General features: G+C 68.1%; 24 protein-coding genes. 11 read left to right on the forward strand and 13 right to left on the reverse strand.

Translation table 11 applies throughout. The features are described from left to right. Window positions 1-574: 574 nt before the first annotated feature. The 3 genes from ABH933_RS01630 to ABH933_RS01640 all read left to right on the forward strand — a co-directional run bounded on the left by ABH933_RS01630 (window position 575) and on the right by ABH933_RS01640 (window position 2,323). Window positions 575-1,072 carry a hypothetical protein gene (locus ABH933_RS01630; RefSeq protein WP_429414287.1) on the forward strand — a complete coding sequence of 166 codons (498 nt, stop codon included), beginning with the start codon at window positions 575-577 and terminating at the stop codon, window positions 1,070-1,072. A gap of 122 nt (window positions 1,073-1,194) precedes the next feature. Further along, the gene (locus ABH933_RS01635) at window positions 1,195-1,479 is read left to right on the forward strand and encodes a hypothetical protein (RefSeq protein WP_429414290.1); all 285 of its coding nucleotides are present in this window, start codon (window positions 1,195-1,197) and stop codon (window positions 1,477-1,479) included. A 22-nt stretch (window positions 1,480-1,501) separates the two neighbouring features. Then, window positions 1,502-2,323, forward strand: a complete 822-nt coding sequence (locus ABH933_RS01640; protein WP_429414293.1) for a LysR family substrate-binding domain-containing protein — start codon at window positions 1,502-1,504, stop codon at window positions 2,321-2,323. Window positions 2,324-2,441: 118 nt separating this feature from the next. Here the strand turns inward: ABH933_RS01640 and ABH933_RS01645 are convergent, their stop codons facing one another. Beyond that, window positions 2,442-2,738, reverse strand: coding sequence for a DUF2631 domain-containing protein (locus tag ABH933_RS01645; protein ID WP_429414296.1), 297 nt, complete (start codon window positions 2,736-2,738; stop codon window positions 2,442-2,444). A gap of 104 nt (window positions 2,739-2,842) precedes the next feature. On the opposite strand from ABH933_RS01645, the gene dxr reads away from it, so the two are divergent. Together dxr and ABH933_RS01655 are read left to right on the forward strand one after the other, a co-directional pair. After that, window positions 2,843-3,988, forward strand: coding sequence for a 1-deoxy-D-xylulose-5-phosphate reductoisomerase (dxr, locus tag ABH933_RS01650; RefSeq protein ID WP_429414299.1), 1,146 nt, complete (start codon window positions 2,843-2,845; stop codon window positions 3,986-3,988). A gap of 17 nt (window positions 3,989-4,005) precedes the next feature. After that, a complete protein-coding gene (locus ABH933_RS01655) occupies window positions 4,006-5,223 on the forward strand; it encodes a M50 family metallopeptidase (protein WP_429414302.1) in 1,218 nt (405 codons plus the stop codon). On the opposite strand, the gene ABH933_RS01660 is transcribed toward ABH933_RS01655, so the two are convergent. Further along, window positions 5,216-5,893 carry an endonuclease V gene (locus ABH933_RS01660; protein WP_429414305.1) on the reverse strand — a complete coding sequence of 226 codons (678 nt, stop codon included), beginning with the start codon at window positions 5,891-5,893 and terminating at the stop codon, window positions 5,216-5,218. The genes ABH933_RS01655 and ABH933_RS01660 overlap by 8 nt on opposite strands. Before the next feature lie 255 nt (window positions 5,894-6,148). Here ABH933_RS01660 and ABH933_RS01665 point away from each other — a divergent pair, with 255 nt between their 5' ends. Both ABH933_RS01665 and ABH933_RS01670 read left to right on the forward strand, forming a co-directional pair. Further along, on the forward strand, window positions 6,149-6,292 hold the full coding sequence (locus tag ABH933_RS01665; protein WP_429414308.1) for a hypothetical protein: 144 nt from the start codon (window positions 6,149-6,151) through the stop codon (window positions 6,290-6,292). A 139-nt stretch (window positions 6,293-6,431) separates the two neighbouring features. Next, the gene (locus ABH933_RS01670) at window positions 6,432-6,836 is read left to right on the forward strand and encodes a hypothetical protein (RefSeq protein ID WP_429454908.1); all 405 of its coding nucleotides are present in this window, start codon (window positions 6,432-6,434) and stop codon (window positions 6,834-6,836) included. A 69-nt stretch (window positions 6,837-6,905) separates the two neighbouring features. Here ABH933_RS01670 and ABH933_RS01675 read toward each other — a convergent pair whose 3' ends face one another. Further along, window positions 6,906-8,117, reverse strand: coding sequence for an NAD(P)/FAD-dependent oxidoreductase (locus ABH933_RS01675; RefSeq protein ID WP_429414314.1), 1,212 nt, complete (start codon window positions 8,115-8,117; stop codon window positions 6,906-6,908). Between the two features lie 91 nt (window positions 8,118-8,208). Beyond that, window positions 8,209-8,682: an RrF2 family transcriptional regulator gene (locus ABH933_RS01680; RefSeq protein ID WP_429414317.1), complete on the reverse strand. Its 474-nt coding sequence runs from the start codon at window positions 8,680-8,682 to the stop codon at window positions 8,209-8,211. Window positions 8,683-8,768: 86 nt separating this feature from the next. Between ABH933_RS01680 and ABH933_RS01685 the strand changes: the two genes are divergently transcribed. The 3 genes from ABH933_RS01685 (at window position 8,769) to ABH933_RS01695 (ending at window position 11,864) form a co-directional block, all read left to right on the forward strand. Then, window positions 8,769-9,668 (forward strand): helix-turn-helix domain-containing protein, encoded by a 900-nt coding sequence (locus ABH933_RS01685; protein ID WP_429454909.1) that lies wholly within the window; start codon window positions 8,769-8,771, stop codon window positions 9,666-9,668. Between the two features lie 120 nt (window positions 9,669-9,788). Beyond that, window positions 9,789-10,946 carry a flavodoxin-dependent (E)-4-hydroxy-3-methylbut-2-enyl-diphosphate synthase gene (gene ispG, locus ABH933_RS01690; protein WP_215918831.1) on the forward strand — a complete coding sequence of 386 codons (1,158 nt, stop codon included), beginning with the start codon at window positions 9,789-9,791 and terminating at the stop codon, window positions 10,944-10,946. Between the two features lie 51 nt (window positions 10,947-10,997). Then, entirely contained in the window at window positions 10,998-11,864 is an 867-nt protein-coding gene (locus ABH933_RS01695; RefSeq protein ID WP_429414324.1) for a GNAT family N-acetyltransferase, read from the forward strand. Between the two features lie 16 nt (window positions 11,865-11,880). On the opposite strand, the gene ABH933_RS01700 is transcribed toward ABH933_RS01695, so the two are convergent. The 9 genes from ABH933_RS01700 to ABH933_RS01740 all read right to left on the reverse strand — a co-directional run bounded on the left by ABH933_RS01700 (window position 11,881) and on the right by ABH933_RS01740 (window position 21,132). Further along, window positions 11,881-12,162 (reverse strand): FAD-dependent oxidoreductase, encoded by a 282-nt coding sequence (locus tag ABH933_RS01700; RefSeq protein WP_429415652.1) that lies wholly within the window; start codon window positions 12,160-12,162, stop codon window positions 11,881-11,883. Window positions 12,163-12,518: 356 nt separating this feature from the next. Then, complete coding sequence (locus tag ABH933_RS01705; protein ID WP_429414327.1) at window positions 12,519-13,847, reverse strand: (Fe-S)-binding protein; 1,329 nt, start codon at window positions 13,845-13,847, stop codon at window positions 12,519-12,521. Then, complete coding sequence (locus ABH933_RS01710) at window positions 13,844-15,037, reverse strand: FAD-binding oxidoreductase (protein ID WP_429415655.1); 1,194 nt, start codon at window positions 15,035-15,037, stop codon at window positions 13,844-13,846. Before ABH933_RS01710 ends, ABH933_RS01705 begins: the two co-directional genes overlap by 4 nt. 56 nt (window positions 15,038-15,093) lie before the next feature. Continuing rightward, entirely contained in the window at window positions 15,094-16,545 is a 1,452-nt protein-coding gene (locus ABH933_RS01715) for an FAD-linked oxidase C-terminal domain-containing protein (protein WP_429414330.1), read from the reverse strand. 678 nt (window positions 16,546-17,223) lie between these two features. Continuing rightward, the gene (locus tag ABH933_RS01720) at window positions 17,224-17,547 is read right to left on the reverse strand and encodes a DUF202 domain-containing protein (protein ID WP_429415658.1); all 324 of its coding nucleotides are present in this window, start codon (window positions 17,545-17,547) and stop codon (window positions 17,224-17,226) included. 5 nt (window positions 17,548-17,552) lie between these two features. Continuing rightward, window positions 17,553-17,942, reverse strand: coding sequence for a YidH family protein (locus tag ABH933_RS01725; protein ID WP_429414333.1), 390 nt, complete (start codon window positions 17,940-17,942; stop codon window positions 17,553-17,555). Window positions 17,943-17,978: 36 nt separating this feature from the next. Further along, window positions 17,979-19,250: an SLC13 family permease gene (locus ABH933_RS01730; protein WP_429414336.1), complete on the reverse strand. Its 1,272-nt coding sequence runs from the start codon at window positions 19,248-19,250 to the stop codon at window positions 17,979-17,981. Window positions 19,251-19,474: 224 nt separating this feature from the next. Next, window positions 19,475-19,888, reverse strand: coding sequence for an aconitase X swivel domain-containing protein (locus ABH933_RS01735; RefSeq protein WP_429414339.1), 414 nt, complete (start codon window positions 19,886-19,888; stop codon window positions 19,475-19,477). Continuing rightward, window positions 19,885-21,132: an aconitase X gene (locus ABH933_RS01740; RefSeq protein ID WP_429414342.1), complete on the reverse strand. Its 1,248-nt coding sequence runs from the start codon at window positions 21,130-21,132 to the stop codon at window positions 19,885-19,887. The genes ABH933_RS01735 and ABH933_RS01740 overlap by 4 nt, the downstream gene beginning before the upstream one ends. A gap of 76 nt (window positions 21,133-21,208) precedes the next feature. Between ABH933_RS01740 and ABH933_RS01745 the strand changes: the two genes are divergently transcribed. Beyond that, window positions 21,209-22,015: a GntR family transcriptional regulator gene (locus ABH933_RS01745; RefSeq protein ID WP_429414345.1), complete on the forward strand. Its 807-nt coding sequence runs from the start codon at window positions 21,209-21,211 to the stop codon at window positions 22,013-22,015. Window positions 22,016-22,113: the final 98 nt, after the last annotated feature.

A 22,113-nucleotide genomic window follows, 5' to 3' on the forward strand; every position in this document is an offset into this window, starting at 1 on the left:
GGTGGGGTGGTGGCTAAAGTTTGTTAGCTACAGCAACTCTCGCGTCTCGAGCCCGGTGCGGCGATATCGGCTACCGAGGCGCGGATGGGGCGATCGGCGGTCGCGGGGCCCTGGGGGCCTTGCTGCAATTCGTGCATGTATACCTTTGTAATGCAGTGATATTGATCGGTGTAGCGAGCCGCCAGATATTGTGGAGTGCCCCCGGATTGCTGCGACGAGTCTAGCGTCGTCTACATGTGGTCGCAAGGGATCGGTCCTATCCGCTTCCGCGGCTGTTCTCGGAGCTTGATCTTTCGGAGAATGAAAACATTCTTAATGGTACGTAAGGTCTGGAAATGTACAGCCGCCACACACGATTCCGATCGGGGTTCTGATCCGCTGGAAGTGATCGGTATATCCGTATCCTCGAGCGCGGGCGACGGCCGGCGCGGATGCGGTCGTGGACAGGTCCGGCACACGCAAGGGTTCGGTCGTACCGTCGGTAGCATCGCGGGATGCGGAACGACGGCGGGGTGGGCGGATCGCCGGGGTCGTGCGGGGGCGATGGCGCGGATGGACGCGATGGCGGCGCGCGGTGACGGTGCCGGGGCTGGTTTCCGGTCTGCTGGTGGTTGTTTGCGGGATCGGGATGGGTGCGCTGTGGGACGAGGGGGCCGGGGAGTCCGCGGCGGGTGTGCGCGGCAGCGGGCACGATGCGTATTGGCTGGGGCATGCGTGGGTGGATGGCCGCAAGTCCGATGCCGATGTGGGTGCGCTCGCGAAACAGCTGTCCGGCAGCGGGATTCGGGATCTGTATGTGCATACCGGCCCGCTCTCCGACGACGGCCGCCTGCCGCGTGCGCTCTCGCCCCGCGCGGCCTGGTTCGTTGCCGCGGTGCATCGAATGCTGCCCGGGGTCCGGGTGCAGTCCTGGCTCGGCGACCTGGTGGCGCCCGCGCACGACGCGCTGCATCTGGAGGATCCGGCCACTCGCGACCGGATCGTGGCATCCGCGGCACAGGTGCTGGACCTCGGATTCGACGGCGTCCATGACGATCTGGAGCCGGTCCGCTCGGATCCCCGGACTATCTGACGCTGCTGGAGCGCACCCGCGCGGTTACCGCGGCGCGTCATGCGGTGCTGTCGGTTGTCGGCGCCGCAGCTCGATCCGCTGCCCGGCCTGCATCACCTCGGCGTGGCCCTGACCGGTGCCGGATGCCCACGGCGTCGCTGTACAGCGGCTACCTCGCCGAGCAGTCCATCGTCACCCCGCCCGCGGTGGACCTGCTGATGGGTGTGCCGGTGTTCTGGGCGGACGATTACGGGCACCACGGTAACGCCGAGACGGTGGCCGCGGCTGTGCACGGAATCCGGCTGGGACTGGGGCGCACCGCGCCGGGCCGGCGCGCGTTCGGGGTCGCGCTGTATGTCGATTTCACGGCAACACAACAGAACTGGGCCGACTATCGGCGCGAATGGTGCGGGCCGGGGACCCGATGACCGCATCCAATACGCTGGTCGCATGAACCGGATTGCTCCCGATGCGCTGCGGGTCGGATACGTGCCGGGTGTGACCGTGTCCAAATGGGCACGGATCTGGGCCGAACGCTACCCCGAGGACGTGCTCGAACTGGTTGCGGTGCCGCAGGCCGAGCAGGAGGGTGCGCTGCGGGACGGGCGGGTCGACATGTGTTTCGTGCGGTTGCCGATCGACCGTGAGGGCCTGCACGCGATCCCGCTGTATCGGGAGCTGCCGGTGGTCGTGGTGCCGAAGGATCATCCGATCGCGCTGTTCGAGCAGGTCGGCACCGCCGAGCTGGCCGACGAGCGGATGCAGGACGCCACCGATATCGACGCGCTGGCCGATACCGTCGAGCTCGTCGCCGCGGTCGGCGGGGCGGCGGTCATGCCGCATTCGCTGGCTCGGCTGCATCATCGCAAGGATCTGGTCTTTCGCACGGTCATCGGCGTGCCGGAGACGCAGATCGCGCTGGCCTGGCCGACGGAACCGGAGCGCGAGGACGTCGAGCACTTCATCGGCGTCGTGCGCGGGCGCACCGCGCAGAGCACGCGAGGCAAGCGGTCCGACGGGGGTGATTCCGCGGCCCGTGGAGGCGGCAGGTCCGGTGGTGGCCGGGCGCAGGCCGGGAAGAAATCGGGCGCCGGAACCGGGACCGCCAAGTCCGCAAGCGCAAGGGGGGCGGGCAATTCCGTCGCCGGACGTGCGGCAAGTGGTAAGGCGGGACGGTCCGGAGCAGGAAAGCCGGCATCCGGGAAGTCCGGGCGCTCCTCCGCGGGTGGGAAGTCGACCGGCGGCAAGGGGCAGCGACGCGGGCGGCGGTAGCCCGACCGGTGGCCCCAGCGCGCTCGTGACGCCGTGCAGCTCGCGCGATTCGCGAGCCTGTCCGCACAGCAAACCGCCCGGGCGACTCACGTCGCCCGGGCGGCCGGTGTTGCCGAGACTAGCGGGGCTTGTTCTTCATGATCGAATCCCGGATCAGGATCGCGGCCAGGCTGATCGCGGACAGGACGCAGAAGATGTACCCGATGTTGCCCGAACCCGACGAGCTGCCCTGCTGGTTCTCGAACAGGTAGCACAGCAGGATGGCCACGACGACCCAACCGGCGACCTTGAAGGTGCGCCGGGACTCACCGCTCCAACCCCAGGCGGCGGACGGAACCTCGGCAGGGTCGACCTTGGTGACGACCGCATTGCTCTTGGCGGGTTCCATTTCCGTGGCGGCCACGTTCGCTCCCATCGGTTACGGGCTAGGACTGTTGGTCACCATGGTGGCATACGACCGTCCGTCGTAGCCAGCGGGGTGAGGGGGTGTTGCCGGATCGGCCGTTGGATACTGGAACTGTGTCCGACATCGTGAGAGTCCTGGTCCTCGGCAGCACCGGTTCCATTGGCACCCAAGCCCTGGAGGTGATCGCGGAGAATCCCGATCGGTTCCAGGTCGCCGGACTGGCCGCGCGCGGCGGCAACACCGACCTACTGGCGCAGCAGATCCGGGCGACGGGCGCCACCGAGGTGGCCGTCGCGGATCCGGCCGCCGCCGCAAAACTCGGTGTGTCCCTTGCCGGTCCGGGCGCGGTGACCGAACTCGTGCGCCGCGCCGAGGCGGACGTGGTGCTCAACGCCCTGGTCGGCTCGCTCGGGCTCGAGCCCACCCTGGCCACCCTTGTATCGGGCGCCCGCCTGGCCCTGGCCAACAAGGAATCCCTCGTCGCGGGCGGCTCACTGGTGACGCGGGCGGCCAAGCCCGGTCAGATCGTGCCGGTCGATTCCGAGCATTCCGCGATGGCCCAGTGCCTGCGCGGCGGGCGCGCATCCGAGGTGGACCGCTTCGTGCTCACCGCCTCGGGCGGCCCGTTCCGCGGCTGGACGGCCGAGATGCTCGAATCGGTGAATCCGGACGAGGCCAAGGCCCACCCGACGTGGTCGATGGGCCTGATGAACACGCTGAACTCGGCCACCCTCATCAACAAGGGCCTCGAGCTGATCGAGGCGCACATGCTGTTCGGCATTCCCTACGACCGCATCGACGTGACCGTGCACCCGCAGTCCATCGTGCACTCGATGGTCACCTTCACCGACGGCTCCACCATCGCCCAGGCCAGCCCGCCCGATATGAAGCTGCCGATCGCGCTGGCGCTGGGCTGGCCCGATCGGGTGCCCGGCGTCCTGGCGCCGCTGGACTTCACGCAATCCTTCAGCTGGGAGTTCGAACCGGTGGACAGCGCGGTGTTCCCGGCCGTGGAACTGGCCCGCCGGGCGGGGCAGGCCGGGGGAAGTGTGACGGCGGTCTACAACGCTGCGAACGAGATCGCGGTGCAGGCATTCCTCGACGGGCAGATCAGCTTCCCCGGTATCGTGCGCACGGTGGCGGCCGTGGTTGACGCGGCCGATCAGTGGCGCGCCGAACCCAGTACTTTGGACGATGTGCTCGCCGCGGATGCGTGGGCGCGGGAGCGTGCGCGCACGCTCGTAGGCAACCAACTGTAGGAAGGGCTCGGCACCGTATGGGGTTCGCGATCGGATTCGTGCTGTTCGCCCTCGGTATCACCGCGTCGGTGGCATTACACGAGTGCGGGCATATGTGGACCGCGCAGGCCACCGGCATGAAGGTGCGGCGGTACTTCATCGGATTCGGGCCGAAGGTGTTCTCGTTCCGTCGCGGCGAGACCGAATACGGCCTCAAGGCGCTGCCACTGGGCGGCTTCTGCGATATCGCGGGAATGACCGCGCTGGACGAGATCGATCCGGAGGACCTGGATCGCGCGATGTACCGGCAGGCCACCTGGAAGCGCCTGGTAGTGATGTTCGGCGGCATCGCGATGAACTTCGTGCTGGGCTTCCTGCTGATCGTGATCCTGGCCGTCGGGTGGGGGCTGCCCCGGCTGGACTCGCCGCCGGACAACCAGATCGCGGTCTCGAATGTGTGCTCGGACAACGCCGACGGCAGCCATCCGAGCTGCCCGGGCGAGGGTCCGGCGCAGCAGGCGGGCATGCGTCGCGGCGACAAGATCGTGGCCGTCAACGGCGTGCCGGTGCGGAACATCAGCGAGATCGCCGAGCACACCAAGAGCCATAACGGCCCGATCGACTACACGGTCGAGCGGGGCGGGCAGACCCTGCACATCACGGTCACCCCGCAGCAGGTGAAGACCTATCCGATGGACCCGAAGACGAACAAGGCCGCGCTCGAGCCGGTGATCGCGGAGAAGGTCGGCGTCAGCCAGGACTACTACGACACGACGCACTACAACGTGCTCACGGCCATCCCCGGTTCGATCGTGTTCACCGGGCAGATGTTCGAGCGGACCTTCGAATCGCTGGCCCAGATGCCCACCAAGGTGGTGAACCTGTGGCATGCGGTCACCGGCGGCGTGCGCGACCCGAACACCCCGGTCAGCGTGTACGGGGCGAGCAAGATCGGTGGCGAGACCGCCGAGCACGGGCTCTGGAACGTCTTCATCCTCGTGCTGGCGAGCCTGAACTTCTTCCTCGGCGCCTTCAACCTGCTGCCGCTGCTGCCGCTGGACGGCGGGCACATCGCGGTGGTCCTCTACGAGAAGATCCGCAACGTGCTGCGCGGGCGGCGCGGGTTGGGCGAGGGCGGCCCGGTCGACTACATGAAGCTGCTGCCGGCGACGTATGTGGTCGTCGTGATCGGCGGCGCGTACATGGTGCTGGTGCTCGCCGCGGACATCATCAACCCGATCAAGCTGTTCAACTGACGCCGGACCGCAGCAGGGTCCGGCACAGGTGGTCGGCCCGGCGGGTGGTCTCGGGCTGGCGGAACTGCGGGCTCAGGGCCAGGGTCGTGGCGCAGGCGGTGTCCAGATCGATGTGGTGGCCGACCGAGACGAAGACCGGTTTGACGCCCCGCTGAGTGCGCACCGCCCGCCCGACGATCTCGCCGTCGAGCAGGATGTCGCTGGCGTCCCCGCGCTCGTTGCCCGGCTCGGAGTGGTTGCCCCACACCGTTTTCGCCACGCCCATCGTCGGCAGGCCGGTCAGCAGCCCGAGATGGCAGGCGAGTCCGAACCGGCGCGGGTGCGCCAGGCCCTGTCCGTCGCAGATCAGCAGATCCGGTGTGGTGCCGAGATTTTCGAGCGCGGCGATGGTCGTGGGGAGCTCGCGGAAGGCGAGTAGTCCGGGAATGTAGGGGAACACGGCGGTGCCGCGCGCGGTCGCGGTGTCGATCGGCTCCAGGGTGTGGGCGTCCAGAACCACCACGGCGGCAACGACATTGCCCTCGTCGTCGTACGCGGAGTCGAGCCCGGCCACGGTCCGGAATTCCGGCGGCCTCGGGTTCGTCGGATCCACCCGGCCGCGCAGCCGATCCTGCAGGGCGAGCGCCGCTTCCGGATCGGTGGGGAGTTCGGCCGTCATTGCCAGACGCATGCCCCCAATCTATCGGGCGGGGGTCCTCGTGGGGCATGACGGTGTCGTGGCGGCGCCGGGAGACGGTTGCCTGGACAGCCGCGTGATCGCTCGTGATCGATTGCAGCACAACCTAAGCGACCATCCGCTCAGGCGGGCAACACCGTGCGCCGGTAGTGCTCGGCGATCTCGTCGCTGGTGGTCACCCAGACTCCGGGGTGATTGGTGACATAGTCCAGCGCCTCGTCGAGGTAGCGGCGCCGGAACGCCTGCCCGATGTACGACGAGCGCCTCGTCGATCAGGTAGTGCACATCCGTGGCCTGCTGGAGGCGGGCCTGCCGACCCGCGCCATGACCACCTATATCGACTCGTTGCGCGGCTGTATGCGGGGTGTGGGGCCGGGCGGCGGCCGGACATAGCGGACCCGTGGGGTGGGGGCGGAATCGGGCCCCGGTTGGTGTGTGTGGTGTGGATGTGAGGGACGATGGGGAAGTGGCGCGATGAGCGCCACTGCGTGTTCTGAGTGTGGTCAGCGATCCGATCCGCGACACAGGAGGAATGACGAGAATGGTCACCATGGGGAAATTTCGGCACATCATTCGTCTGACGACGGCCGCCGGGGCGGTGGGAGCGGCCCTGGTGCTGGCCGCCGGACCCGCATTCGCCGCGAACGCCATCACCATCACCGGCGTCGGCCCGAGCAATGTCAAGGTGAACTACAGCTGCGACAAGGGACGCGGCGTGGCCGCGGTGGAGGTGATGGTCGGCGCGCCGCAGGCGGACCACCCGCAGGCCACCGGCCGGAACAACTCGGTTGTCTGCGACAGCGCCCAGCACGAGGCCATCGTCGTCCTGACCGGACAGCCGGTGAACCGGGGGCAGCAGGTGCAGGTGCGGGCCGCGCTGGTGGATCCGGGCGAAACGGTCGTGCAGGGCACGGCCAACGTGTTCACACTCGGATGATCCGAGCCTGAGCCGACGGCGTCCCACGGCGGATCCGCGCACGTCGATGCACGGATCCGCCACGGACAGCTATGCGAGCTGCGGTTCGGTGAGCTGCCGCACCGAGAACCGGTAGTCGGCCTGCCGCAGCAGCTCGTCCGCATCGTCGGTGGGCGGGTAGATCCACACCTCGTTGACCGTCCGCTTGCGAGCCTTGGCGACCGCGCCCGTCGAGACCACGGTGCGATCCCAGCCCCGGGTGGAGACCGCGTCGTCGACCCCGAGGTCGAGGCAGGTGACGTAGGGGGTGGCGGTGAACGGCACCGGCTCGAGGCCGAGCAGTCCGGCCGCCGCGTTGTGCCCGGCGAATCTGCCCAGCTGCAGGGCGTGCTGGCAGCACTGCAGCACGGTCCGTCCCGGTTCGGCGGCCGCGGCGGCGGTGTCGCCCGCGGCATACACGCCCGGCACGCCGGACACCTGCAGATTCTCGTCCACCGCCAGCCGTCCGAGCCGGTCGCAGGCGGCGGGGATATCCGCGGTCAGCGGGCTGGCCTGCACGCCCGCGGTCCACACGACGGTCGCGGCGGGGATCTGCGTGCCATCGGTCAGGACGACCAGATCCGGCTGCACTTCGGCCACGCTCACGCCGACACGTTGCGCCACACCGAGATTCGACAGCACCTCGAGGATCTGCGGGCGCGGGCCGGGGCCGAGTTCGTGGCCGATCTCCCCGGACCGTTCCACCAGCACGACCCGGACCGGCTCATCGCCCGCGACGGCGCCGAGCCGGCCCACCAGCTCGGTAGCGATCTCGAGACCGGTGAAACCGGCCCCGACGACGACGGCGGTGTACCGGCCCTCGCGCGGTGGCGTGTCCGGAAGACTGTGCAGGTGCGCCTCGAGCGCCGCCGCGGCGGGCAGCGTGTCGACGTCGTGCAGCAGCTCCGAGCCCGGCATCGAGGGCCTGCTCAGTTGGCTTCCGGTCGCGAGAATCAGTCGGTCCCAGCCGATTTCGATGCTGCGGCCGTCGCGGCCCACGGCGCCGATCGTGCGCGCTTCGGTGCCGATCGCGGTGGCCGTGGCCGCCACCCGCCGCACCCCGATCGGCCCCAGCACCCGGTCGAGCGCGACCCGCATCCGATCGGGTTCGGCCTGGTACAGGCGCGGCCGGATCACCAGATCGTCACCGGGGGCGACGAGGGTCACCGGCACGTCGCGTCCCACCTGCCGGGCGAGCCGGACCGCGCTCGCCGCGCTCCACACCCCGGCGAAACCTCCGCCCAGCACCACGATTCCGGTCATGATCTCCTCCTGGTCTAAAAGGGATATTTATTATCCCCTTTTTGGTTATGAATCAACCTGGTATCAGCCACATTTCGCGGCCGGTTGTGGCTCAGTCGGTGCTGAATCCCCTGCGGGTGCGCGCGGCCGAGGCGGCCGGAGCGCCCGCCGCAAGATCGGCGATCGTCTGCGCGGCCAGCTCCCGCCGCCACGCCAGCTCGGCCCGGCGCATGGCCACCGAAATGCCGCACGCCCGGCTGAATTCCGGGCCGGCCAGCTCACCGCTGCGCCCGCGCTGCCGAATCTCCGTGCAGCGGAACGGATTCACCTCGCCTTCGACGGCGGTGATCACGTCGAGCATGGTGATTCGCTCCGGGGGCCGTGCCAGCTCGAACCCGCCGCGAATGCCCGGCGTGGAGACGAGAATTCCGGCTCGGACCAGCGGCTGCAGCCGCTTCTTCAGATATTCCGGCGGAAGATCGAACCAGGTGGCCATCCGTCCGATCGGCACCGGCCCGGACTCGTCGAGCCAGGCCAGCGTCACACAGCAGTGCAGGCTCCACTCGACACCCTCGCCCATCTTCATAACAGGGATGTTAGATGTCCCGGTTTGGTGGCGCAAGGTCGTGGCGCGAGCCGAAGTTCCGGGGCCCGCCTGCGTAGCATGGGGAGATGAGGGCTGGCGCGACCGCGCGTGACGACGAGATGCTGTGGGACATAGCATGTCCGGCGCGACCGAGTCGCGTGCCAGGGGTCAGCATGGCCGGATTCGGCGACCGCGGCATTACCCCGCCCGCCCTCCGCCTGATCCCGCACCCGTCCGTCACCCTGATTCTGGTACTCGGCGGCGCGGTCACCGCGCAGGACGCCGCCGGGCGGCAACACCGGGGCAGCTTCGTCACCGGCCTCGGATTCGGCGGACCGCTGCGGGCCCTGCGGGTCGAGACCTACGAATGCCTGCAGGTGCGGCTGTCGCCGATGGTCGCCCGCGCGGTGCTGGGCGGGGCCGTGGCCGACCTGGACGACGCCGTGGTGACCCTCGACGAGCTCTTGGGCCCGCAGGCGTCCCGCCTCGCCGAACGGCTTCACGAATTCCCCTGCTGGGAGGACCGTTTCGCGCTGACGAACGGCTGGCTGGCGCGCCGCTACGCCGAGGCGGCGCAGCCGGCTCCGGAGGTGGCGTGGGCGTGGCGCGGCATAGTCGCCGACCACGGCCGGGTACGTATCGAACACCTTGCGGCCGAACTGGGTTGGAGCCGCAAGCGGCTGTGGACCCGATTCCGATCCCAGCTCGGCCTCCCGCCCAAGAGCGCCGCGAGACTGGTCCGCTTCGACCACGCCGTCCACGCCCTGGTTGCGGGCCGCGACCCGGCCACGGTCGCCGCCGACCTCGGCTACGCCGACCAATCCCACCTGCACCGGGATGTGGTGGCATACACCGGAGTGACCCCGGCGGCGGTGGTAGCCGAGCCGTTTCTCGCCGTGGACGACGTGGCGTGGGGTTGGCCGACGCGGCGAACGACCGGTGAATGTGCAGGTGTGCAGAACCAAACCGCGCGCCGCTACGAATAAACCGTGCACGGTGAAGACTCCCTACGAGACCATGTCGGCCTACTCACACGCCACCCGATAGTCCACCGGCATTAGACTCGGCAGCGGATCCCGAGCAGATACGAAAGTAGGCAGCTGAACGTGACCAGTGGCATCGCATTGGGGATGCCCGCCGCACCCGCGGCGGTCCTAGCACCGCGACGTAAGACTCGTCAGCTCATGGTCGGCACCGTGGGGGTGGGGAGCGATCACCCCATCTCTGTGCAGTCCATGACCACCACCAAAACCCACGACATCAACGCGACCCTGCAGCAGATCGCGCAGCTCACGGCCTCGGGCTGCGATATCGTCCGCGTGGCCTGCCCCCGCCAGGAGGATGCCGACGCGCTCGCGACGATCGCCAAGAAGTCGCAGATCCCGGTCATCGCCGATATTCACTTCCAGCCGCGCTACATCTTCGCCGCCATCGACGCGGGGTGTGCGGCCGTGCGGGTGAATCCGGGCAACATCAAGGAATTCGACGGCCGCGTCAAGGAGGTCGCCAAGGCCGCCTCGGCCGCGGGCATCCCGATCCGCATCGGCGTCAACGCCGGATCGCTGGACAAGCGGATGATGCAGAAGTACGGCAAGGCCACCCCGGAGGCGCTGGTCGAATCGGCGCTGTGGGAGGCGGGCCTGTTCGAGGAGCACGGCTTCGGCGACATCAAGATCTCGGTCAAGCACAACGACCCGGTCGTCATGGTCGAGGCGTACCGCCAGCTCGCCGCGCAGTCCGACTACCCGCTGCACCTGGGTGTCACCGAGGCCGGGCCCGCGTTCCAGGGCACCATCAAGTCGGCGGTGGCGTTCGGTGCGCTGCTGAGCGAGGGCATCGGCGACACCATCCGGGTGTCGCTGTCCGCGCCGCCGGCCGAGGAGGTCAAGGTCGGCGACCAGATCCTGCAGTCGATGAACCTGCGCCCGCGCAAGCTGGAGATCGTCTCGTGCCCGTCGTGCGGGCGCGCGCAGGTCGACGTCTACACCCTCGCCAACGAGGTGAGCGCCGGGCTCGAGGGCATGGAGGTGCCGCTGCGCGTGGCCGTCATGGGCTGCGTGGTGAACGGTCCCGGCGAGGCCCGCGAGGCCGATCTGGGCGTGGCCTCGGGCAACGGCAAGGGCCAGATCTTCGTCAAGGGGGAGGTCATCAAGACCGTGCCCGAGCACCAGATCGTCGAGACCCTCATCGAGGAGGCGATGCGCATCGCCGAGGAGATGGGTGAGGGCGCCGACGCGGGCGGGCCGGTTGTCACCGTCCGGTAGCGGCGCGGGGAAAGACCCGCACGACATGGCGGTTCATGGCAGGCTGTGATCGTGCGGAGTGTGCTCGAACCGACTCGACGGGGCCGGCTGTCCGGCGCCCGCCAGCTCGCGAATCGCGATCTGGCACTCGCGCTGCAGATTCTGGACACCGATCCGGTGGCCGCGTGCATGGTTGCTGCGCGGCTGCAGGAGCACGGCATCGAGACCCGCAACGGCGGCCTCGGCGAGTTGTGGAGCCGCGGTGGGCCCGGAGAGTCGCTGTGCTTCTCGGGCGCCAATCTCATCCCGCTGCGCGGTAGCCGCGACGACCTGCGGGCCTTCGCCGAGCGTGCGACGCGCTCGGCGCGGGTGTGCTCCTCGGTGGTCGGCCGGCAGGAGCTGACGCTGCCGCTGTGGGAGCTGCTGACGCAGCGCTGGGGCGCGCCCCGCGAGTTGCGGCCCGAGCAGCCGCTGCTGGCCCTGGACGGGCCCGCGCTGGTGCCCGCGGATCCGAAGGTGCGCCGGGTGCGTGCCGACGAACTCGACCGCTACCTGGTGGCCGCGGTGGCTATGTTCACCGAGGAGATCGGCGTCGACCCCCGCGCGGGCGATGGCGGGCGCGGTTATCGCCGCCGGGTGGCGAGCCTGATCCAGTCCGGCCGCGCCTGGGCGCGCTTCGAGGATGGCCGCGTGGTCTACAAGGCCGAGGTGGGCGCCGTGTCCCGGCGCACCGGCCAGATCCAGGGCGTCTGGGTCCACCCCGAGCGTCGCGGTGTGGGCCTGGGCACCTCGGGCACCGCCGCGGTCGCCAATGCCGTCGTCGCCTCCGGTCGCACCGCGAGCCTGTACGTGAACTGCTACAACGAGGTCGCGCGGCGCGCGTACGCGAAGATCGGTTTCCGTCAGGTGGCCACCTTCGCCACGGTGCTCGTCGACTGAACGCACTGCGCCCCGATCAGCGGTGCCGGTTGCGGCCTATCGGTGAATAGGGCGACGGATCGATATCGGGGCCGCGCTCGTCGACGAGGTCGGCGAGTATGCGCGCCGATCCGCAGGCCATCGTCCATCCGACGTGGCCGTGGCCGGTGTTGTAGTAGAGGTTGTCGTGCCTGCCGAGCCCGATCAGCGGCGGTCCATCGGGTGTCATCGGTCGCAGCCCCGTCCGGTAGCGCGCGGTGTCCCAGTCGATTGCCTTCGGATCGGTCGACCCTCGTCGTCGACAGCGGCGCCGGCCCATACTCGCAGCGGTCCATCGCCGGGCCGAGTCCCTGGCCACGTTCGGTGAGGCGATAGGTCGCGGTGATCGGCGGTCTCGGGTCCACTTCGCGCTCGACCAGGCCGACGCTTTGGAGTTCGGTGAGCCGCGCCGACTCGATCGCCTGCGATCAGTCGGTGTAGTAGAAGGACAAATACGCTCTGCGTGCCGACGCGGCATCCACTATCCACCAGGCCGTCACCGCCTGCGGCCTACGCCGGCCCGCTACCGCGGCCTGCCCAAAGTGACACTACAGCTGGCGGCACGCGCGGCGGCGGGGCGTTCCAGTATGGGAAACTCGGTGAAGATGATCGAGTAGTTGACGAGGTAGCGGATGGTCACGCTGTCTCTTCCTTCAGCAGGTCGACACCCCTGATGGAGGCATCGAGCAGTTGGATCGGATGGACGACGGGCACGCCAGCGTCGAGGAACCGGCGAATCTGCAGAAGGCAGCCGGCGTTGGCGGTGGCGACGACGTCCGGCTGGACGGCTTGGAGATTCGCTGCTTTCCGCTTGCCGAGTTCTTCGGCCTTCTCCGGCTGCACCATGTTGTAGATGCCGGCCGAGCCGCAGCAGAGGTCGGCCTCGGCGATGTCGGACACCTCGAGCCCGGGGATCGCCCGGAGGATCTCGCGGGGCTGGCTGCGGATGCCCTGGGCATTGGCCAGGTGGCACGCGTCGTGGTAGGCGACCTTGGTCACGATGGGATTGCGCGGTGCCTGCTGCGGCAGCTCGGCGACGAGCTCGTTCACATCCCGGACCCGGGCAGCGAACGCCTTGGCGCGCTCGGCGTATTCCGGGTCGTCGCGGAGCAGTTCGCCGTACTCCTTGAGCGTCGAGCCGCAGCCGGCGACGTTCGCGACAACGACGTCGAGGTCATAACGCTCGAAGAGGTCGATCGTCTCCCGCGCCCGCGCCAAGCCGTCTTCCTCCTGGCCCGCGTGGACCGAAAGCGCGCCGCAGCATTGGCGCTCCTGCGGCACGTACACGTCGCAGCCCTCGGCGGCGAGCACGCGGACGGTCGCCGCGTTGACGTCGCCGAAGAAGACTCGGTTGGCGCAGCCGGCCAGCAGGCCCACGCGCAGGCGGGACTTGCCGGCCGAAGGCGTGAACGGGGCGGTGCGGGTGAAGAGCTTCCGCACGGTGGTCCTGGGCAGCAGCGCCTCCATCGCGCGCAGCCGGGGTGGCAACGCGGCGATCACACCGAGTCGGTGCAGCAGTGCGCGGATGCCGAGGCGCTGATAGGCGATCCCGCCCAGCGCGGCGAGCCGAAGCCGGCGTGGGTACGGGAACACCATGAAGATCAACTTGCGGAACAGCTTGTCGGCGAACGTGCGGGGCACGTGCCGCTCGACCTGAGGCCGCACAGCCTCGATCAACTTGTCGTACTGCACGCCGGAGGGACAGGTGGTGACGCAGGCCAGGCAGCCCAGGCATGAGTCGATCCGGTTCCCGAACGCCTCGTCCAGGCTCACCTCGCCACGGGCGGCGAGGTCCATCAGGTAGATCCGGCCGCGGGGAGATTCCATCTCTTCGCCGGTTACCGCGTAGGTGGGACAGGTCGGCAGACAGAAGCCGCAATGCACGCAGTCATCGAGCAGCTCACGTCGGGGAGGGTGGTGCTCGTCGAACGAGCCTGAGGTACCGGCATCTGCGATCTCGGTCATGACGTCTTCTTCTCTCGAGGTCCGGGGGTGGTGAGCCAGGGTGCGAAGCGTCCGTTGCCAAAGCGCCCCTGCGGGTCGAACTGTTGCTTGATCGCACGCATCAGCGGGGCAGTGGGCGGCGGGGCAACCCACGACGAGGTGTCCGGGCCGAGCCCGTCCCGCCGATGCACGGTGCACGCGGCACCGACCACGGGGCCCAGCGCTGCGAGCACCTGGTCATGTGCTCCCCGATCGCCTCCGCGCAGCCGCACCGTGTGCACGCCGGCAGCGATCGTGCTGCTCAGAGCGACGTCTACCTTCGACTCCGCGGCGACGGCCGCGATCAGGCCGACCAGCCTGGGCCCCTCCGACGGAAGCGAGCCGACCCGCAGCACGGTGTCGCCATCGGTGCCGTCGGCCACAGCTGCGGCCGCCCGCCAAGCGGCGTCCGCCGCGTCCGCCTCGAGCGTCCGCGCGCGGCCATCGGAGAGCGCGGTAGCGGTTGCGACACGCTCGGTCACACCGTCAGGAGTGCCTTCCAACCGGACCAGCATCCGGCCACCGGCGTCATCGTCGTGCACCCACTCCAGGGCCGCGGCATCCAGCGCCGATCCGATGATCCGCCCAGCGGAGGCGAAAGCCTCCTCGGCGGTGCCCGCGACCTCGACGGTCGCCTCGGCACGGGGCTGCGGATGCAGGCGCAGGACGACCTCGGCGACGACGCCGAGCGTCCCGAACGACCCGTGGAAGAGCTTGGCCAGGTCGTAGCCGGCGACGTTCTTGATGACATGCCCGCCGGACCGCGCGACGGTACCGTCCGCGAGCACCACGGTCACGCCGATGACCAGGTCGCGCAGGATTCCGAAGCACTGGCGGGAGGGCCCCCCGTCGGCCGTGGCGAACAGCCCTCCGAGGGTCGCGCCCCTGGCGACGCGCGCGGCGTCGAAGGCCACTCGTTGTCCGCTCTTCGACAGCTCTTCCTGGACGACGGCGAGCGGTGTCCCGGCACGGACCGCCATCGTCATGTCGGCGGGATTGTAGACGAGCACGCCCGACAGCCCGGTGACATCGACCGACGCGTCCGCCGGCTCGGGGCGTCCGCCCCAGTCGGCCGCGGTGCCATTGGCGGCGATCAACAGCCTGGGGTGTGTGCGAGCCGTGTCGGCGAGGGCCGTATGCAGCTCGTCTAGTGAAGTCGGGCGAAGCGTCATTCCAGGTGTCGCGTTCAGCGAACCAGCGCCCGCCCCGATTGGGGTCGCCTGCACAGTCACATCCGTTCGATCAGACCCGCGGATTCAAGCGGGTGCGGGTGGTGTGGCCCGGGGCGTTCGCCGCACAGCCGTGGTGTGGGCAGGAGCTTTCCGGGATTGCAGATACCGGCCGGGTCATAGGCGGTTCGCAGCAGCGCCATCGTGGCCAGATCGGACTCGGTGAACTGGCGCGGCATGGAGCACGCCTTGTCCATGCCGATCCCGTGCTCGCCGGACAGCGACCCGCCGAGGTCGACGCACAGCTCGGCGATCGACGTCGACAGGTGCTCCGCCCGCTCGTGCTCGCCGTTGGCCTCGCTGTAGAGAACCAGCGGATGCAGGTTCCCGTCCCCGGCGTGGAACACGTTCGCGACCCGCAGGCCCGCCTCGTCGGCAAGGGTGCCGATCCGGGTCAGAGCCTCGGCCAGCCGGGTTCGCGGGACCACGCCGTCCTGGACGAAGTAGTTCGGGCTGATCCGGCCGACGGCGGCGAACGCCGCCTTCCGGCCCTTCCATATCTTGGCCCGCTCGTCGGCAGAGGCCGCCAGATTCAGGGCGGTGGTGCCATTGTCGCGGCACAACTTCTGCACCTCTTCGAGATGGACCGCGACCTCGTCGGCCGGGCCGTCGAGCTCGACGATCAGCGCCGCAGCGGCGCCGAGCGTGTAGCCCGCGCTCACCGCCTCCTCGACGGCCTCGATGGCCAAGGTGTCCATCATCTCCACCGCCGCCGGGATAATGCCCGCTGCGATGATGGCGGTGACGGTGTCACCGGCCTGCTCGACCGACGGGAAGTCGGCGACCAGGGTCTGCACCGATGCCGGACGGGGCAGCAGCTTGACCGTGATCCGGGTGACCACGCCAAGGGTGCCCTCGGAGCCGATGAACGCTCCGAGCAGATCGTAACCCGGCTGGTGCGGCGAGTCTCCGCCGAGCGTGGTGATCGACCCATCGGGCAGTACCACCTCGATCTCGTGGATGTGGTGCACCGTGAACCCGTACTTCAGGCAGTGCGCGCCCCCGGAGTTCTCGGCGACGTTGCCACCGATCGTGCAGACCTGCTGGCTCGACGGATCCGGCGCGAAGTAAAGGCCGTGCGGTGCGGCGGCTCGAGTGATGTCGAGGTTGGTGACGCCGGGCTCGACGATCGCCCGCCGGTTCACCGGGTCGACCTCGATGATCGACCTCAATCGCTGCAACGAGATCACGATTCCGTCAGCGGCCGGAAGGGCACCACCCGACAGGCCGGTTCCGGCCCCTCTAGCGACGAACGGCACCCCCTCCCGAGCACAGATCCGCACTGCTGCCGCGACAGCCGCCGCGTCGCGCGGCAGCAAAACCAGAGAGGGAATGACCCGGTAACCCGTCAGCCCGTCACATTCGTAGGTGCGAAGCTCCAGGGGGTCGTCCACCACGCCGTTGGCTCCCACTGCCTTGATGAACTCAGTACGTAGCCGCAAGGGCGTCATCGCCCACCTCCTCGGTCGTCGGCCGCCTTGGTCAACTGAATACAACTCAGATGCTGAACCATATACAACTAGAATACAACTCATCGGCCATCGGCACCTTAGCTCGAAGGTCCCGGCTCGGTCAAGACCGGCCAGCGACCCTTCTCATCGAGCTCGGTGTCGCGTGAGCTGGCAGCGGTGGACTACGCGGGCTGAAGGCCGAGTCGCTGGCCGAGGAGGTACGCCCAGCTGCTCGCAGGCGGTGCTGCAGTGCCTGGAACGGGTCGCGTGCCGGATCGTCCACCCGGAGGCGTTCTGCCGCTGCGCCCCGACGGGTGAAGAAGGCGGTCGCGCCAGCCCGCGGCGGGCCAGTGCTGGCCACCCATCCCCCCACCCCTCAGGACGCAGCGCGGTCGATGCCGTCACACAGCTGCGCCACCTGCACGCGCCGCCGTGCTGCGGGCCGCCGTCAGGCACGTCAGGGTTCCGAGGGCCAGGTGAGGGAAGTGACCGACTCCGGCGCGAGCCCTAAGGCAAGCACCGTGCCGGTCAAGTGGGCCCGCACGGCGGTAACGGTCCGGACGGCCTCCACTTCACTCCCAAAGGTATGCAAGTTGTCATCCGTACACGGGCGGCACCTGCCCGACAGGGACGAGCACCACGTGAGAGGACGCCTCAACGCTTCATAATGAGGAGCCATCAAACCGGCAGGGCGACGGCCGTCGCGAAAATCAAGACGAGTATGGCGACTCCGATCCCCTGGATGTGGCGACGTGCGGTGATGACCGCGGGCAGCGGTCGTTGGCGCAACGTTCGTTGCCGCTGCCTACCGACGGCATACGTAACCAGGGCGACGACGACGGCCATCAGGGCGGGCAGCAGCCGTAGCGGCCCGGTGAACGGGTACAGGTCCCGGAGAAGAAGTAGAACACCGTTCGCGAGCACAGCGAACGCCGTGCGGCTCCACGCCAGCGACGTGCGTTCAGCCTGCAGGCCGTCGTCCGGGGGCTTACGCGGGATCAGTTCGCTCACCCCGACACCACGCCGCTCATCACCAACGCGAACCCGAGCACCGAGACAAGTAGCAGCCCGGCCGCGAGCAACATCGGCATCCGATGCCGGGGCAACGGCAGGCCTCGCCGCATGGCGGCGTCGACCTTTCCCCACCGGTACAGCCCGGCCCCGGTCGTGAAGATGGCGAGCGCGACCAGTACGCCTCCGACGAGATGCCGTGCGACGGGAGCGAACAGCTCCGGCGCGACGTGCACGATGGCGACTGCGGCGGCCAACAGGGCAAGCGATGTCCGCAGCCACGCCAGGAAGGTGCGCTCGTTGGCCAGCGTGAAGCGGTAGTCGGGCTCGAACTCCTCGACAGCGGTGTCCGGCTCGTCGCCGGTCGTCCCTCGGTCAATTACCATGCGGAGCTTCCTCGTAGTGATGCGTGACCTCCGGGTTCACCCGGAGACGACGAAGGGGATTGTCCAGCCGATCAGTGGGATGACCACTGCTACGCCGAACGACCACATCAGCAGCTGCCGGAACAGCCGCGGTTGTACGCCCTCGGGGCTGCTGACCAGCACGAGGCCGCCGCAGAGGTGGTACGGACTGGTGCTGATCGTCACGATCGCCCAGCACACCGCACACAGGATGAGCAGCAATCCCGCATCGGTCGCGCCGTGTGTGACCTGCAGCGCTACCGGGATCACGATGCCCAGGACAGCGACCGACGATGACTCGAAGGACGCAAAGAGTGAACCGACGAAAGCCAGCGCCAGGATGGTCAGGCTCAGACTGTTGATGCCCTGGAGGTGATGCGCGATGGCGTCGAACGTGCCGAGCTTGTCGAGCAGCCCGACGTAGAGCAGGACGCCGCTGACGATCAGCACCACCGACCAGGGTAGGTCACGGATGATCTCCCTCTCGGCCGGCCGGAACACCAGCTGCAGGATCAGCCCGACGACGAATGCCGTCAGCCCGACGTCGACGGGGAGCACCAGGACCGCACCGGCAAAGACGACGAGCCCGACTAGCGAACCGATCTGGGAGCGCGTGAACCTGCCCCCCTGCTCGGATGAGGCGGACGGTCCCTCTGACGGCCCCAGCTCAGTCGTGGTTTTGCGCCGCATCAGGCCAACGCCGCCGTAGATGATGAATGCGGCTACCGCCACCAGTAGATTGAGACCGAATTCGATGACGAACAGTCCAATCGAGGACTCCGAACGGCCGGCATGGGTAACGAGAGTGCCGACCAGCTGACCCCAGACGCTGATTGGCGAGAAACCGCCGGCCAGACCGCCCATAACGGTCACAACGCCCATCAGCATCAAATTGATGTCACGCAGCAGGGCGGTACGAATGGCGATGGGGATGACAATTGCGAGCGAAGCCGTCGGAAGGGCTCCGATCCCGCTGAGCAGCGCGGCGACCGCGAACATAATCCACGGCAGGAGCCAGTCCCGCCTCCCGGTGGCGCGTTCGGTGATGCCGATCAGTCGGTCGATGGCACCGTTTCGCAGAACATGCCCGAACAGATACGTAACTCCGACAATGAGGATCACCAGGCTGCCGGGGAAATATTTGAAATATGTCCCGACAGGAACACCTGCCACAGTGGTGAGAATAAAGCCCGCCGAAATGGTCACCAGGCCAACATTGATATGCCGCCAGATCGCGAAGGCGAAAGCAGCGATAAGAAGGACGAGGGAGAATACTTGGAGTAGCGACATCTTGTCCCTAATCGCGGTGTTGTGAGTCAGGCAGGCGTCCGGGTGAGAGGGGTGCAGACGTCGACAGCTGGGAGCTGTCGACCGACCGCGTTGACGAACAGACTTTGGCGACGTCGTCAGCCAACACTGCACAGATGCCATTGACCCGAACGCATGGCCCGCAACGACATCCACCACGGCACTCGACCGCCAGGTCCCCCCGGCAGGCCGAGTTCGGGCGCCTGCTAGTTCCGAAGGATGGTGACCTCGTGAGCCGCTGGATCGAGCCGGATCGTGTCACCGTGTGACACGTTGTCGAAGAACGCGGGGTCGACGCCGGCAGCGATCGTGAGGCCGGCGGTGACCGCGCCTTGAACCATGACCGGGTTCGTCGCGCCGAAGAGCATCCCACGCGGCCCGACACCGAGACCGCGCATGGCCAAAAAGGCCCAGCCCGCCGCGACTCCCCCCTGCACCCCGCGGGCGATCAAGATCTTGCCCTTGACCGACTCTCCGCGCAGCGGGTGGTCCTCGCGGGAGATCACGCCGGTGGTTCGATCGAGGTCGTAGCGAGCACTGAACGGCACCGGACTGACGACGGCCGGGGCCTCGACCAGCGGGCCGGTCGCCTGCGCGACATGGAAGACCAGATCACTCATCGCCCGGCCACCTTTCCGGTCAGTGCGGCGTCGATACATTCGTCGGTGCGGCGCAAAGCCGGTCGATAGCCATGGGCCCGGATGATGTTCACCAGCTTGGCCGAATTGGTGGCCAGACTGCGCCAGCCGAAGTGCTCACGCTGCGCCGCCGGGTCCATCACGTACCAGCAGGTTCCGCGCAGCACGATGCCGCCGGCCGCGACGATGGCGTCCAGGTGTCCCCCCTCGCGCAACGCCTCGCAGGTCATGCTGTTGGTCGTGATGATCAGACGGACGGAGTCGGCAACCTTGCGTCCCTCGAGTCGCTCGGCGATCCGCTTCACCTCGAAGAAGGACAGCTGTGGCGCGGTGAACACCACCAGATCGACATTGCCCCCGTCGGCGAGGTCCCGGGCGAACACGGCGTCGATGTCGTCCTGCGTCACCTCGAACTCGTCGATCAGTTCGCGGCCGCTGTTGGCCTCGGCGAAGGTCGGGGCCTCCGGAGTGGTGCCTACGATGTGGTACATCGCCATCGAGCCGAAGCTGGCCAGGCTCGCGCCGAAGTGCTTGAGCTCGTCTGACACCGGTCCTTCCCGGTTCACAAGCTCCACGGCCGGAACATTCCAATAGCCGCGGCACCGCTCGCCGATTACAGCGCCGAGCGCGCCCCAGTCCGCCAGGTCAGGGAGCGCGGCGGTGACTCGCACCCGGACGTTGGCTCGCCGGTGAACGTCCAGGTGGAACCCGTACTCCGGGGTACGTCCGGTCAAGGCCGCCGCGAGGCCGGCCGCGCCAGACTCGTAGTTCGTGCGGGCACCCAGCACCGCGTTCGCGTACGCGACCGTGCCAGTGTCACCCCACGCCACGTGCTCACCGAGCCTCGGCTGGTACACGCTCTGGTAGCCGATGCAGGTGTTCACCGTGGAGACCCCGAGGCGCCGCAGCAAAACCCGAGTCTCCTTCTCTCCGTCGACCAACTCGGGAGACTGGGCGAACAGGTGCGCCTGCTCGAAGTCGACCGACTGCGCATTGCGCGTGGTAGGAACCCTGACCGAGACCTCTGCCGAGGCCAACCGCTGCAGATAGTTGGTGCCTGCCTGGCCGAACACCTCACGGTCACCCATGAAGTGGGCGTTGGTGATCTCCACAAATCGCTCTGCGCCGAAGAACTCTCCGACACTGACCTGCTCACGCAGGATGTCGGCGAGCGCGTCACCGTGACGGCCATCCAACATGTCGCGTTCCAACGAAGTTAGCTGCATTACCCCTCCACATTGACTGGTATGCTGATATCCCAGAGCCTAACATACAACAGGATACAAGTCGAGAGCAGGTTTGATGTCAATCGAAGACAACTCTGGCCTGACCAGGGGTAGCGCGAGCATACATAAGCAACTGGCCGAGCGGTTGCGCGCGCAGGTGTCGCAGATGGCACCGGACAGCCAGATGCCGACCGAGAAAGAACTGGTCAACCGCTACGGGGTCAGCCGGACGACGGTGCGCCGGGCGCTGAGCGGGCTCGTCGAGGAGGGACTACTGGTAAGCCGGCAGGGAGCCGGGACATTCGTGGCACCTCGGCGTATCGTGCATCCGCTGGATCAGCTCAGGCCGTTCATTTCGATCTTCGCCAGCGTCGGGAAGCTTCCTGAAGGACAGATACTGCGCTTCGAATGGGTTAGCGAACCTCAGCTACCGCCACAAATGACTCACCCAATGGACGGAGCGCTGATGATACGCCGGCTCTATACGATCGACGGGGCACCTCAAGCCGTAGCTGACCTCGCAGTGCCCGATCCGTTCGGTCAGCGGATCTCCCGCGCCGAGATCGAGGAACACCCCATCTACCAGGTGCTCCAGGACAACTTGGGGCTAGCTCTCAGCTATGCACGAATAACGCTGACCAGTCAAAGTGCGCCGGAAGACCTGGCGCACCCGCTAGGCGTCGCAACCGGGCACCCGCTGCTGGTCATGCAACGAGAAACGATGGATGCGGACGACCGGCTTCTGGAGCACGCCACGTACTACCTGCTACCCGATCGGTTCGAACTTCGACTCACCGTAGAAGCCACGGAACTCGAGAAGGTCTCGTACTCCTTCAGCCGACCGGGCCCAGAGTTGGTAATGCGTGACCCCGGCCTAGACTAAAGTCGTGGTCCAGGGCGATCTCATCCCTGGGTCGGGTAGGGCCGCCGGGCGCGGCGTCGGGCAGTCCGACCAGCGGTGCATCTGAACCCGGCCGGGTC

Source organism: Nocardia sp. GP40, assembly GCF_050434125.1.
Lineage (GTDB): Bacteria > Actinomycetota > Actinomycetes > Mycobacteriales > Mycobacteriaceae > Nocardia > Nocardia albiluteola.